Genomic DNA, 13,626 nt, shown 5'->3' with positions numbered 1-13,626 from the left:
TGATCAGGGTAGTGCGCCCCGGCACGGAGTACCATGACGAAGGCTCGGCGAGAGGCGCCGTGCTGCGGCCGTGGAACGGACGGCGCGGAAGAAGGGGGCAGCGATGTCGGGCATCGTTTCGGCGTCGTCTCCTCGCACCGGTCTTCCCGGAGCCGCCGGCCGGGTGAAGCACCTCATCACCTCGTCGCCGTCCCGGTTCGCCATCGCCGTCTTCGCGCTGCTGATCCTCGTGTTCACGGTGCTGTTCTCGCTGCCGATCGCGTCCGCCAGCGGCACGGTGACACCGCTCAGCGACGCGCTCTTCACCGCCGTCTCCACGATCTGCGTGACGGGCCTCGCGACCGTCGACATGGCCAACCACTGGTCGCCGTTCGGGCACGTCGTCGTGTTCATCGGCGTCAACATCGGCGCCCTCGGCGTGCTGACCCTCGCCTCCCTCATGGGGATGCTCATCTCGAAGCGCCTCGGGCTGCGGGCCAAGCTCATGGCGGCCGGCGACACGAACCCGCTCCGCGCGCACGGCGGCGTGGTCAACGAGAGCCAGACCGTGCGCCTCGGCGAGGTGGGCCAGCTGCTCACCACGGTCGCCCTCTCCGCCCTCTTCATCGAAGCGGCCCTCGCCGCCCTCCTGTATCCGGCGCTGGTGATGGCGGGGGTCGACCCGATCGCTGCGCTCTGGGAGGCCCCGTACTTCTCGGCGATGGCGTTCACCAACACCGGCTTCGCCCCGAACGACGGCGGAGTGGCCGTCTTCGCCGACGACTACCTCGTGCTGTCGCTGCTCATGGTCGGCGTGTTCCTCGGGAGCATCGGCTTCCCGGTGATCTACACGCTCGCGAAGCACGTCTGGCACGTCAAGCGGTGGTCGCTGCACTCGAAGCTGACCATCGTCACCACGGTGCTGCTCTTCATCCTCGGCGCGGCCGCCTTCCTCATCCTCGAGTACGACAACCCGAAGACCTTCGGCTCGATGGACGCGGCGGACACGACCTTCCAGGCGTTCTTCCTCTCCGCGATGACCCGCTCCGGAGGCTTCAACGTCATCGAGATGGACGACCTCAACGGCTCGTCGCTGCTCGCCGCCAGCATGCTCATGTTCGTCGGCGGCGGGTCGGCGTCGACGGCGGGCGGCATCAAGGTGACGACCCTCGCGGTCCTCGCGATCGCCGTCTGGTCCGAGGCGAAGGGCCGCCAGTCCGTCGAGGCGTTCGGCCGCCGCATCCCCAGCGACGTGCAGCGGGTCGCCCTCAGCGTCGTCGCCTGGGGCGCCACCATCGTCGCGCTGTCGACCATCGTGATCGCGCAGATCACCAAGGCCGACATCAGCCACGTGCTCTTCGACGTCATCTCCGCGTTCGGCACGGTCGGGCTCTCGACGGGCCTCACCGGGGAGCTTCCGGATTCCGCCTCGTACGTCATGGCCGCGACGATCTTCATGGGCCGCGTTGGTACAGTGACTCTCGCTGCGGCAGTCGCCGCGACATCGCGCACGCAGTACTACTCACTGCCCGTGGAAAGGCCGATCGTTGGTTGAAGTCCTTCGGGGGGACGCTCCCGTCCTCGTCATCGGTCTCGGCCGCTTCGGTGCCGCGTGCGCCGGTGAGCTCGACCGCCTCGACCGCGAGGTGCTCGCGATCGACGACAACCTCGAGCTCGTGCAGAAGTGGTCGGACCGCGTCACGCACACCGTGCAGGCCGACGCCCGCAACATCGACGCCCTCCGCCAGATCGGCGCCCAGGACTTCCAGGTCGCGGTCGTCGCCGTCGGCTCCTCGATCGAGGCGTCCGTGCTCATCACGGCGAACCTCGTCGACCTCAAGGTGCCGCAGATCTGGGCGAAGGCGGTCTCCCAGTCGCACGGCAAGATCCTGGCCCGCGTGGGCGCCAACCACGTCATCTACCCCGAGCGCGAGGCCGGCGAGCGCGTCGCCCACCTCGTGAGCGGGCGCATGCTCGACTTCATCCGCTTCGACGACGACTTCGTCCTGGCCAAGATGTACCCGCCGAAGTTCATCCGCGGCGTCGGTCTGAACGAGTCCGGTGTGCGCTCGAAGTACAAGGTCACCGTCGTCGGCGTGAAGAGCCCGGGCAAGCCGTTCCGCTACGCGGAGGCCAACACGATCGTGACCAACCACGACCTCATCATCGTCTCCGGGACGAACAGCGACATCGAGCGCTTCGCCGCCCTCGACCGCTGAGCCGGGTCCTCCCCGCGGCGGATGCGCCGGTCGCGGCAGGCGTGGTGGGATGGGGGCATGAGCGATCACGCCCCCGCACCGCCCGTCCTCGCCCTCCGCGGGCTCCGCAAGCAGTTCGGCCAGAAGGTCGCCGTCGACGCGCTGTCGCTGGACGTCCCCGCGGGCTCGATGCTGGGGCTGCTCGGCCCGAACGGTGCCGGCAAGACGACGACGCTCGCGATGACCACCGGGCTCCTGCGCCCGGACGCCGGGACGGCCTGGGTGCTCGGCGCCGACGTCTGGCAGGACCCTGCCGCCGCGAAGGCGCGGATGGGCGTGCTCCCCGACGGCATCCGGATGCTCGACCGGCTCAGCGGCGCCGAGCTGCTGCGGTACACCGGCCTGCTGCGCGGGATGCCGGAGGTCGAGGTCGTCTCCCGCTCCGGTGAGCTCCTCGACGCGCTCGGCCTGACGGAGGCGGGCGACACGCTCGTCGTCGACTACTCGGCCGGCATGAAGAAGAAGATCGGCCTGGCCTGCGCGCTCATCCACGCGCCCCGGCTGCTGATCCTCGACGAACCCCTCGAAGCCGTCGACCCGGTCTCCGGACAGACGATCCGGCAGATCCTGCGCTCCTTCGTGGACGGCGGCGGCACGGTCGTCCTCTCCAGCCACGTCATGGAGCTCGTCGAGTCGCTGTGCGACCGCGTCGCCATCGTCGCCGAGGGGCGTCTGCTCGCCCACGGCGCCCTCGACGAGGTGCGGGCCGGGCTCACACTGCAGGAGCGCTTCCTCACCCTCGTGGGCGCGCACGACCTCGGAACGGAGACGCTCGCGTGGTTGCGCTCCTCGTAGGCCTGCGGCTGCGACAGCTCGGACATCAGCTCAGGCGCAACCCCTGGATGATCGTGACCCTCGTGATCGTGGGTCTCATCGCGCTGAGCATGCTGGGCCTGCTGACCGTGGGTCTGATCGCGCTGCGGGTGGGCGCCCCGGACGCCGCTGTGACCGCGATGGTGCTCACCGGCGCCATCATCGTGCTCGGGTGGTGGATCGGGTCGATCCTTGTCAGTGCGGACGACTCGCTGGCCCCCGAGCGCTTCGCCCTGCTTCCGGTGACCGCCCGCGCTCTCCTCCCCGGACTGGTCGTGGCGGGGATGACGACGATCGGCGGCATCGGCACCGCCCTGGCCCTGCTGCTCATGCTCGTGGGATGGTCGGTCAGCGTTCCGGCCCTCCTCGTCGCGGTGCTCATGGTCCCGGTGGCCCTCGCGACCTGCGTCCTCGGCGCCCGCGTCGTGAGCGGGCTACTCGCGGGATGGCTCGCCCGTCGGCGGACGCGTGACCTCGTCCTCACCCTCGGCGTGGTGCTGCTGGCCTCCTCCGGCCTCCTCCTCAACATCGGGCTGCAGGCGCTGTCGACCGTGCGCGACGTCGGTGGCGCCTTCACGACGGTCGCCGAGGTCGCCGCGTGGACGCCGGTGGCGGCCGTGTTCGGAGTCCCCGCCGCGGTGGCACAAGGCGACGTCATCACCGCCGTCCTGCGGCTGCTCATCGCCGCCGCCACGCTCGTCGTCTTCTGGGTCGCCGCGCGCCGGATGCTCGCTGCGCGCCTCGTCGCCCCCCTGCAGTCGAGCGGGGGCGGACGCGTGCGCTCGGGAGGCGTGCTCGACCGTCTTCTTCCCGCGGGGCCCGTCGGCGCCATCGCGGGACGGACGCTCCGCTACTTCCGCCGCGACCCGCGTCAGGTCGTCAACATCGTGATGCTCCTGCTGCTCCCCGCGATCTTCCTCGGGCTCGCGCTCATGAACGGACTGCAGCAGGACAGTACCGGATTCGCGCCCGCGATCACCCTCATCCCCGCGATCAACGCCCTCCTCGCCGGCAGCATCGTGCAGATGGCGATCGCCTACGACAACGACGCCGTCGCGCTGCACATCCTCACCGGGGTGAGCGGGACGGCCGACCGCGTCGGACGCCTGCTCGGGTTCGCGCTGGTGGCGGTGCCGGTCACGATCCTCCTGTGCGTCGTGACCTGTCTGCTGGCCGGGCGTCCGGATCTGCTTCCGGGCAGCCTGGGCGCTGCTCTCGGACTCATGGCGGTGTCGGCGGGCGCGGGCTCCTGGGTGGGCGCGTTCCTGCCCGGGCGAGCTCCGGCTCCCGAGGCCAACCCGTTCGGACGCGGCTCCTCCGGCGGCGCGCAGTCCTTCCTCGCGATGCTCATCATGTCGCCGATCACGCTGCTGCTCGGCGGCCCCGCCCTCGGCTTCGCGATCGCGTCGATCTGGATCCCGCCCCTGGGCTGGGCGAGCCTCGCGGCCGCCGTCGTGCTCGGTGGTGTCGCGCTGTGGGGCGGCACGGTGCTCGGCGGTCGCACCCTGCAGCGGCGCTGGCCCGAGGTGCTCGCCGATGTCGCCAGCGAGGCCTAGCCGCACATCGCCGCAACAGGCGCTCGCGGGAGTTCAGGCTCCAGGGGTGCTGGCTGCCTGAACTCGCGTGATCGCCTGTTCCCGCGAGGGTGGGATCAGGCGCCGGCGGCGAGCTCCTTCGCGCGAGCGAGGGCGGCGGCGGCAGCGGCGGCGAAGGTGTCGGACAGGTGGGCGTCCTGGAGCACGGCGACGGCGCGCTCCGTCGTCCCCTTCGGACTCGTCACCCGACGGCGCAGCTCGGCGGGGTCCTCCCCCGTCGAATCCAGCAGCGCGGTCGCGCCGATGAAGGTCTGCTCGGCCAGCAGACGAGCGTCCGCGTCGGCAAAGCCCATCTCCCGCGCAGCCGCGGTGAACTCCTCGATGAGGAGGAACACGTAGGCGGGACCGGAGCCCGAGATCGTCGAGAGCGCATCGATCTGCGACTCGGGGACCTCCACCACCGCCCCCACCGTCTCGAACAGACGACGCACGAGCGCGAGGTCGTCGGGGGTCGCCGCGGCGCCGGCCGCGAGCCCGGTGACCCCCTTGCGGATCGTCGACGGGGTGTTCGGCATCGAGCGGATGACGCGGGCCTCCGGGCCGAGGACATCCGCGAAGGTCTGCAGCGTGACCCCCGCGGCGAGGCTCACCACGACGGTCTCCGGGCTGAGGTGCGGCGCGATCTCGCGGAGCAGGTCAGGGACCATCGCCGGCTTCACCCCGACCAGGACCACCCGTGCGCCGGCCACGGCGTCGGCATTGCCCTCCGGCCGCTCGGACAGCGCGATGCTGGTGACGCCGTCGAGACCCGCGAACGCCTCCGCCTTCTCCGGCGTGCGGTTCGTCGCGGTGATCCCTCCGTCCACCGGGACGCCAGACGCGAGCACGCCGCGGAGGATCGCTCCCCCCATGGATCCGGCACCGAGGAACGCGAGGGACGGGAGCGCATCAACCATGTCGTCATCCTACGGCGGGCGCTCCTGTGCCGCTCGGACTCCCGTCCTAGACTCGTCGCATGAGTGCATCCGGAGGCAGCAAGGCCATCGTCGCGGCGTTCCTGGCGAACCTGGGCATCGCTCTCGCGAAGTTCCTCGCGTGGGCCCTCTCCGGCTCGGCCTCGATGCTCGCCGAGGCGATCCACTCCGTCGCCGACTCGGGGAACCAGCTCCTGCTGATGCTCGGCGGCCGCAAGGCGAAGCGCCACGCGGACCGCGCGCACCCGTTCGGCTACGGCCGCGAGCGCTACGTCTACGCGTTCGTCGTGTCGATCATCCTCTTCTCCGTCGGCGGGCTCTTCGCGGTCTACGAGGGCGTGGAGAAGCTCACCCACCCGCATGAGATCGACCAGACCTGGTGGTGGCTCCCGCTCGTCGTGCTGTTCATCGCGATCGGCCTGGAGTCGTTCTCGCTGCGCACCGCCGTGCGCGAGAGCAACGTCGTCCGCGAGAAGGGCCAGTCCTGGTTCTCCTTCGTCCGGCGGTCCAAGGCGCCGGAGCTCCCCGTGGTCCTCCTGGAAGATGTCGGGGCCCTCACCGGCCTCACCTTCGCCCTGCTCGGCGTCGGCCTCACGCTCCTCACCGGCAACCCCGTCTTCGACGCCCTCGGCACCGTGATGATCGGCGTCCTGCTCGTGCTCATCGCGATCGTGCTGGGTGTGGAGACCAAGAGCCTGCTCGTCGGCGAGGGCGCGACGCCCGCCGATTACGACCGCATCGTGGACGCGATCAACGACGGTCCGGAGATCGAGAAGATCATCCACATGAAGACCCTCTACCTCGGGCCGGACGAGCTGATGGTCGCCGCGAAGATCGCGCTCAGCGCCGACAAGCCGCTGCGCGAGGTCGCGGACGACATCGACGAGATCGAGGCCCGCATCCGCGCCGCCGTGCCGGTCGCCCGGGTCGTCTACATCGAGCCGGACGTCTACCGTCCCGCGATCGATCCGGAGCCCTCGACGGACGTCTTCGTCCTCAAGTCCTCGGACTGAGCGTTCAGCGACGGTCCTCGAAGAAGGCACGCAACAGAGCGATGGACGCGTGCTCGTCCACGCCGCCGATCACCTCCGCGCGATAGGGCAGGCGGCGGTCACGCAGCACGTCGTACATCGAGCCGGCCGCTCCCGCCTTGTCGTCCCACGCGCCGAAGACCACGCGGCCGATGCGTGCCTGGAGGATCGCCCCGGCGCACATCACGCAGGGCTCGAGGGTGACGACGAGTGTGCAGCCGTCGAGGTTCCACGACCCGCGGGCCGACGCCGCGGCGCGGATCGCCTCGATCTCGGCGTGCCCGGTCGGGTCGTGCGTAGCCTCCCGGGTGTTCCGCCCTTCGGCCACGACACGGCCGTCCGCGTCGAGCACGACGGCGCCGACGGGGATCTCCGCGGCGGTGGCGGCCTCGGCGGCGAGCTCGAGCGCCCGCTGCATCGCGAGGCGGTCGGCGGCGGTCATGCCCCGAGCCTACGGCAGCACGAGGCGGCCGCCACGGCACCCGATGTCGTGCGCGGACGCGGCGCGCATTAGCCTGTATCCATGCGTGTTCACGTCGCCGACCACCCTCTCATCACCCACAAGCTCTCGGTGCTGCGCGACGCGCGCACCCCGTCGCCGGTCTTCCGCCAGCTGACCGAGGAGCTCGTGACGCTCCTCGCGTACGAGGCGACGCGGAATGTGAAGGTCACGCCGATCGAGATCACGACGCCGGTCACCACGACCACGGGCGTGAAGATCTCCGAGCCGCGGCCCATCGTCGTGCCGATCCTGCGCGCCGGTCTCGGCATGCTCGAAGGCCTCGTCAAGCTCCTCCCCACCGCGGAGGTCGGTTTCCTCGGCATGGTCCGCGACGAGGAGACCTTCGAGCCCACCACCTACGCCGAGCGGCTTCCGGACGACCTCTCCGACCGTCAGTGCTTCGCGATCGACCCGATGCTGGCGACCGGCGGCTCGCTGGCCGCGGCCATCCAGTTCCTGTTCGACCGCGGCGCGAAGGACGTCACCGCGATCTGCCTGCTGGGCACCCCGGAGGGCGTGGCCGCGATCGAGGCGATGGCGGGCGACCGTGATGTGACCCTCGTCCTCGGAGCGCTCGACGAGCGCCTCGACGAGAAGGGCTACATCGTGCCCGGCCTCGGCGATGCAGGCGACCGCCTCTACGGCACCGTCTGACCTCGCTCGCGCTCTCGACTCGCGTCAGAGGGTCAGGCGGTAGCCACGCTCCTCGCCGTAACGCGTGAAGCCGGCCCTCGCGAGGATCGGTGCCGAGGTCGAGACGCGGCCCTTGACGAGCGCCGTTGCGGCCCCGCGCGCGGCGCTCTGTCGCAGGCGCTCCGCGAGGACCGCCCGATAGACACCGCGCCCGCGGTGGGCGTCGAGTGTCGCCGCTCCCCACAGGCGGGTGAACCCGTCGACGATCGTGCAGCCGCCGGTGCTCACCGCGCGACCGTCGATGCGGCCGAGCACCCGGAAACCCTCCCCCGTGGACAGGGCTGCGGTGAGTTCAGCGAACTCGGCGTCCAGACCGTCCTCGTCCAGCGGCTGCTGCTCCCAGACGGGGACGTTGATCGCGTCGACCTCGCGGAGCTGGTCCCTCGTGCGCACGACCTCGGCGGTGACCCCGGGCGGCACGTCGACCGCGGCTCCGATGGTCGGACGCGCGAACACCGTGACGGTGTCGAAGTGCACCGCACCGCGGCGCTGGAGCTCGTCCTCGAGGTCCGGGTCGTCCGCGGGGTTGGTCCAGAACGTGAAGACGTTCTCGCCCCAGGCTCTGGTGCGTTCCAGCGCTCCGTCCAGCACCTCGGCGGCGGGCCGCGTCGACGTCACCTGGGAGCCGCGGACGCCGCCTCCGAACCGCTCCGGGTAGCGCACGAGCAGCAGATCGTCGCGGGCGTCCTCGCTGCCGCGAGGAAACCACGCCCCTGCGGCGGCGGCGCGCAGGATCTCATCGGCCGTCGGCGTCTCGACGGAAGCAGACCCGGGGACGGACGACATCATGATTCCTCCTCTTCAGCCGCGCCCACCAGGCGGGCGAAGGCGCTGAGCCTCGCGACGCCCTCGGGCGTGTACGGCAGATCGTCGAGCAGCGCCGGCGAGTGGATGAGGTAGGCCACGACCTGCGCGCGGGAGATCGCCACGTTGAGCCGGTTCTGCAGCAGCAGGAACTCCGGGCCCCGCGGGGCATCCCGACCGCTCGACGCGGCGAGCGTCGTGATAGAGACGACCGCCTCCTTGCCCTGGAAGTTGTCGACGGTCCCCACCGGGACCCCGCCGAAACCGGCCGCCGCGAGCGCATCGTGCACGAGCTGCCGCTGCGCGTTGTACGGCGCCACCACGATGATGTCCTCCGGCTTCAGCGGGCGGACGCTGCCCTCCGCGTCGTTGTCGTGGAAGGTGCGGCCGACGAGGTCGCGGACGATACGCACCACCTCGGCGGCTTCCTCCGGGGACTGGGTCGCGTTGCCGCGGTGCCGCAGCGGCACCACGTGGAGGCCCGGGTCGATGCCCTCGACCGCGCGCCGCTCGGTACCGGGAGCGGACGCGAGCTTCCCGGCGTAGGCGAGCTTCGACACCGGAGCCGCGACATACGGGTGCATGCGCCAGGAGCGGGCGAGGAAGTAGCCGTACTCCGGACGCACGACGGGATCGCCGTCCATCACCCAGCCGAGCGCAGAGGTGTCCACCGGCTCCGGGTGGGCGCCCTGGCTGACCTGGGGCAGCTGCTGAGGGTCGCCGAGGAGCAGGAGCCGCTGCGCACCGGCGGCCACCGCGATGGTGGAGGCGAGCGAGAACTGTCCGGCCTCGTCGATCACGAGCAGGTCGAGCTCTCCCCTGGCGACCCGCTGCGTGTTGCTGAAGTCCCACGCGGTGCCGCCCACGACGGCACCCTCGTTCTCATGCTCGGCGAGGAAGGCGGCCATCCCGGTCTTCGGGATCACCGTGTAGCCGGGATCGGCGTCGGCATCCTTGGGGCACTTCGCCACCTGACCCGGGGCGACACCGTCGGCGACGACGCGCTCCAGGAGCGTCTCGATGATCGCGTGGGACTGCGCGACGACGCCGATGCGGAAGCCGTGCTCGTTGACGAGCCGGGCGATCACCTGCGAGCCGGTGTAGGTCTTCCCTGTGCCCGGAGGCCCCTGCACCGCGAGGTAGCTGCGGTCGAGGTCGAGGACTCCGCGGACGATCGCGTCGATCGGATCGTCGCCGGCGGCCGGAAGCGCGTTCCCCGACACCGTGCGCGGAGGCAGGCGGCGCAGGATGTCGGTGGCCGCGTCCTCAGGGAAGTCGGGGGCGGCCGCGTGCACCGCGTCCGCCCACTCGTCGATCGCCTGCTGCAGCGACACCACGCGAGGCGGCGCGGCAGGGGTCAACGCGACGGGGAGGTCGTCCCAGGTCTGTCCCTGCACGGCGGACTCGACCACGAGGTACCCGTCGTCCAGCACCTCGACGACTGTGACCCCGTGCGGCACGTGCACGGCCCGCGACGGGACGTCGGTGTCGAACGGGGCCGGGACGTCGTAGAGCGCGAACGGCTGCGCGCCGGGGCCGAGCGTCGTGCCCGGGGACACCTCGCCGCGGATCTCGAGCTCCCGCGACAGCACTCGGCGGCCTTCGCCGATGCTCCAGTCGCGGCGCACCCGCGAGCGGGTCGCATCGACCTTCACCACGTCGCGCGTGCCGTCCCACATGGTGACCGGCTCCCGAAGCCGCTGGAAGTGCGCGACCCAGAAGCTCTTCGCCTCGCGCGGGAAGTAGTCGATGGCGGCCGCCGCGATCCGGTGCACGAGCCCGTCGTCACCGACCTCCACCGCACGCTCCGCGTCGCCGAGCAGAGCGAGCGAACGCGGCGACGGCTCGTAGATGACCTCGTCCGCATCGTCCGGCGGGGCCGGCGTCACGCCCTCCGCGCGGGCGATCTCGATGAGCCAGTTGCGCAGCCGGCGGGTCGAGACGCAGTCGTAGCGGTTGTAGTCGGCGAGGTCGGCGAGCACGGCGTCGGCCTCGGCCTGCGCGCCCGCTGCCGCGAGTTCCCGCGCCGCGACATACTGCACGATGGAGTCGTCGCCCTTCTGGACGTCGCTCGTGCGCACGTCCTCCCCCATGTAGAGCGGCTCGAGCTTCTTGATGGAGTAGGACCGCGACCCGACCCGCACGGTGCGCAGCACCAGCGGGTACAGGTCGACGAACACGCCTTCGCGGAGGAGGCGGTCCACCTCGCCCTCGCGCACGCCGTGGCGGGCGGCCATCGCGACCAGATGCGAGGTCTCGTAGGGGGCGTAGTGGTAGATGTGCATGCCGGGGTGCGCGGCGCGGCGCACCTTCACGAAGTCGAGGAAGGTCTCCAGCGCCCGGCGTTCCTCCGCGAACGAGTGCGCCCAGAGAGCGGTGTACTGGTCGGCGTTGTCGACCCAGCCGAACAGGTAGTCGATGCCCCACTCCGCCTCGCCGTCGGGGGCGGGCTCGGTGTACAGCGGATCGCCCTCGAAGTCGAAGAAGATGTCGCCGTGGCTGGGCACCGGGAGGGTGTGGATCGCCGCGGCGTAGTGCACGTCGTACGTCGCCGCGCCCTCGGCATCCGCCCGCAGCTGCACCCGGGCCTGGGCGCGGAGGTTCTCGAAGGTGTCGACGTTCATGCCCTCGGGGGCCTGCGTCGCCGCAGCCAGGTCGTCGATCGTGAGGATCCCGGCGGCGCGGAGACGGGCCCGCTGCACCGGACGCATGCGGGCGACCATAAGGAGGTCCCGGTGGGCCAGCACCTGCTCCTCGCAGGTGGCGCAGCGCCCGCAGGCGACCACGCGCAGGTCGCCGCGGTCGTCACCCCACGCGAGGGGCGCCCCGGCGGCGCCATCGGCCACGGCGCGGTCCGCGATGAGAGCGCGCAGCCGCGACCGACGCACACGGAACAGCGGAAGGAGGTCGTCGACGGCGTGCGTGCTGACGCTGTTGTCCCCGTGGATGAGGTCGACCTCGTCGGCTCGAGGGATGCCGAGCCGGTCGAGCTGATCGACATATGCCGCGAGCTGCATGAGGGCGGTCACGCGGGCCTTTCGGGCGAGCTTCGAGTCCTGCACCCGCCAGCGTCCGTCCGCATCGCGGCGGAGGAAGTCGGCGAACCCGACGAACTCGTCGGTGGCGAAGGCCGCCTGGAAGACGACCAGCGCGTCGGACCGCAGAGCGCTCAGCGTCTCGTCGACGGCGGCCGCGAGCGCCTCAGGATCGCTCGAGGAGACCTTGGCGATCCGGTGCACCCGTTCGTCGCCGAGCTCCCGGATGTAGCGGTCGAGCACGTTCTGCTCGTGCACGTCTCCCAGCTGGGCGGCGCGGAGGAGCGTCGCGTCCTCCGGCTCCTCGACGGCGGGGACCCGACCCAGTTTCGCGTCGATCGCCCGCGACCATGCGAACTCGCACTCGGCGGCCGCCTTGAGGTCGCTCGCGCTCCAGATGACCCGCTGCGCCCCTGTGTCGATCCGCACGATTCTCCCGTTCTGTCGGCTGCTTCGACACTATCCGCGGCATCCGACACGGCGAAAAGCGGGCGGTCCCGCACGACGGGTCGCGGTCAGCGCCACCAGGTGTCGTCGGGGGTCACCGGGAGATGACGCTTGTGCTGGGTCGCGAGGTACCGCGCCTCGATGCGGCCGGCGACCTCGGGGTCGACCTCCCGCCCTTCGAGGAAGTCGTCGATCTGCTCGTACGTCAGCCCCAGCTCGTCCTCGTCCGTGCGCCCCGGCTGGTCGTCGAGGAGGTCGGCGGTGGGGACCTTGAAGGCCAGGCGCTCCGGAGCGTCCAGGAACTGGAGCAGGGCCCGCCCCTGTCGCTTCGTGAGACCGGCCAGCGGGAGCACGTCAGCGGCCCCGTCGCCGAACTTCGTGTAGAACCCCGTGACGGCCTCGGCGGCGTGGTCGGTGCCGATGACGATCAGACCCTCGTGACCGGCGAGCGCATACTGGGTGACCATGCGCAGGCGGGCCTTGATGTTGCCGCGGTTGAAGTCGGAGATGTCGCTGGAGACGGCGGACTCGATGTCCTTCTCGACGCCTTCGACGCCGTTCTGGATGTTGACCTCGATCGACGAGTCCGGCGCGATGAAGTCCAGGGCCGCCTGCGCGTCGTCGGCGTCGTGCTGGACGCGATAGGGCAGGCGCACCGCGAGGAAGGTCGCCTCCCCGCCCTCCGCACGCACCCGCTCCACCGCGAGCTGGGCGAGGCGCCCCGCGAGCGTCGAGTCCTGTCCGCCGGAGATGCCGAGGACGAAGCCCTTCGCGCCGGTCGTGCGCAGGTAGTCCGCGAGGAAGCCGACGCGACGCTCCACCTCCGCTTCGGGATCGATGTCGGGCCGGGCGCCCAGGTCTTCCGCGATCTGCTTCTGCAACGACACGTTGTCCTCCGCTCATCGGTTCGGCTCCAGTATCCCCCTTCCGTGTTTCGTGCGGGTCACGCCACTTCGCCGGGACGCGGTATCCGGCCGCGACCTGAGAGACTGAAGCGGTGAAGCTCCTCGTCGCCGCCCTCGAGTCCGAACTGTCCGCCTTCCCCGAGGAGCTCGACGGCTTCGACCGCCTGGTCACCGGCCCCGGAAAGCTGCCGGCGACGTACGCCCTGACCCGCGCCCTCGACGCGAAGAGCTACGACGAGGTCGTCGTCGTCGGCACCGCGGGCTCCATCGAGAAGGGGCGTGCGTACGCGGTGCACGAGATCGCGACCGCGGTTCAGCACGACGTGATCGACCTGGACGGCGTCGTCGGACGGCACGTCTCGCTTCCGCCGCAGGTGACCACAGGCCGCGAGGGCGTCGTGATCGCCACGGGTGATCACTTCGTGAACGACGCCGAGGTCACCGCCGTGATCCGGCCGATGGGTGCCGCCCTGGTGGACATGGAGACCTACGCCTACATCTGGGTGGCGGGGCAGTTCGGCGTGCCGATCCGCGCCTTCCGCGCCGTTTCCGACCAGGCGGAGGACGGCGCCCTGGCCGACTTCCGCGAGGCCATCGCCCGGTGCAGCATCGAGCTGCGCGAGGTGATCCGCGCCGAATACGGGGTCTGA

12 protein-coding genes are annotated in these 13,626 nt (G+C 71.0%); 7 read left to right on the top strand and 5 right to left on the bottom strand.

The genetic code is table 11. The features are described 5' to 3' along the window. Positions 1–103: 103 nt before the first annotated feature. Genes IZR02_RS03345 through IZR02_RS03330 form a run of 4 tightly spaced genes read left to right on the top strand, consistent with a single transcriptional unit; the run spans position 104 to position 4,606 of the window. Entirely contained in the window at positions 104–1,534 is a 1,431-nt protein-coding gene (locus IZR02_RS03345) for a TrkH family potassium uptake protein (protein ID WP_025104469.1), read from the top strand. Further along, positions 1,527–2,198 (top strand): potassium channel family protein, encoded by a 672-nt coding sequence (locus tag IZR02_RS03340; protein ID WP_025104470.1) that lies wholly within the window; start codon positions 1,527–1,529, stop codon positions 2,196–2,198. Before IZR02_RS03345 ends, IZR02_RS03340 begins: the two co-directional genes overlap by 8 nt. 57 nt (positions 2,199–2,255) lie before the next feature. Then, on the top strand, positions 2,256–3,032 hold the full coding sequence (locus IZR02_RS03335; protein ID WP_217316566.1) for an ABC transporter ATP-binding protein: 777 nt from the start codon (positions 2,256–2,258) through the stop codon (positions 3,030–3,032). After that, entirely contained in the window at positions 3,014–4,606 is a 1,593-nt protein-coding gene (locus tag IZR02_RS03330) for a hypothetical protein (protein ID WP_025104472.1), read from the top strand. Before IZR02_RS03335 ends, IZR02_RS03330 begins: the two co-directional genes overlap by 19 nt. Before the next feature lie 95 nt (positions 4,607–4,701). Here the strand turns inward: IZR02_RS03330 and proC are convergent, their stop codons facing one another. Beyond that, the gene (gene proC, locus IZR02_RS03325) at positions 4,702–5,541 is read right to left on the bottom strand and encodes a pyrroline-5-carboxylate reductase (RefSeq protein WP_025104473.1); all 840 of its coding nucleotides are present in this window, start codon (positions 5,539–5,541) and stop codon (positions 4,702–4,704) included. Between the two features lie 59 nt (positions 5,542–5,600). On the opposite strand from proC, the gene IZR02_RS03320 reads away from it, so the two are divergent. Further along, positions 5,601–6,572: a cation diffusion facilitator family transporter gene (locus IZR02_RS03320; protein ID WP_025104474.1), complete on the top strand. Its 972-nt coding sequence runs from the start codon at positions 5,601–5,603 to the stop codon at positions 6,570–6,572. 4 nt (positions 6,573–6,576) lie between these two features. Here IZR02_RS03320 and IZR02_RS03315 read toward each other — a convergent pair whose 3' ends face one another. Further along, entirely contained in the window at positions 6,577–7,032 is a 456-nt protein-coding gene (locus IZR02_RS03315) for a nucleoside deaminase (RefSeq protein WP_036292935.1), read from the bottom strand. Positions 7,033–7,113: 81 nt separating this feature from the next. On the opposite strand from IZR02_RS03315, the gene upp reads away from it, so the two are divergent. Beyond that, complete coding sequence (gene upp, locus IZR02_RS03310) at positions 7,114–7,746, top strand: uracil phosphoribosyltransferase (RefSeq protein WP_025104476.1); 633 nt, start codon at positions 7,114–7,116, stop codon at positions 7,744–7,746. Positions 7,747–7,770: 24 nt separating this feature from the next. Here the strand turns inward: upp and IZR02_RS03305 are convergent, their stop codons facing one another. The 3 genes from IZR02_RS03305 to nadE form a co-directional block, all read right to left on the bottom strand. Continuing rightward, complete coding sequence (locus IZR02_RS03305) at positions 7,771–8,574, bottom strand: GNAT family N-acetyltransferase (protein WP_025104477.1); 804 nt, start codon at positions 8,572–8,574, stop codon at positions 7,771–7,773. Beyond that, complete coding sequence (locus IZR02_RS03300; RefSeq protein ID WP_025104478.1) at positions 8,571–12,053, bottom strand: TM0106 family RecB-like putative nuclease; 3,483 nt, start codon at positions 12,051–12,053, stop codon at positions 8,571–8,573. Before IZR02_RS03300 ends, IZR02_RS03305 begins: the two co-directional genes overlap by 4 nt. Before the next feature lie 86 nt (positions 12,054–12,139). Then, positions 12,140–12,958, bottom strand: a complete 819-nt coding sequence (gene nadE, locus IZR02_RS03295; protein ID WP_025104479.1) for an ammonia-dependent NAD(+) synthetase — start codon at positions 12,956–12,958, stop codon at positions 12,140–12,142. Between the two features lie 110 nt (positions 12,959–13,068). Here nadE and IZR02_RS03290 point away from each other — a divergent pair, with 110 nt between their 5' ends. After that, positions 13,069–13,626 carry a phosphorylase family protein gene (locus IZR02_RS03290; protein ID WP_025104480.1) on the top strand — a complete coding sequence of 186 codons (558 nt, stop codon included), beginning with the start codon at positions 13,069–13,071 and terminating at the stop codon, positions 13,624–13,626.

It is taken from the genome of Microbacterium paraoxydans, assembly GCF_019056515.1.
Taxonomy (GTDB): Bacteria; Actinomycetota; Actinomycetes; order Actinomycetales; family Microbacteriaceae; genus Microbacterium.
Note: the sequence above shows the minus strand (reverse complement) of the source record. Positions and strands in the feature narration are given on the sequence as shown.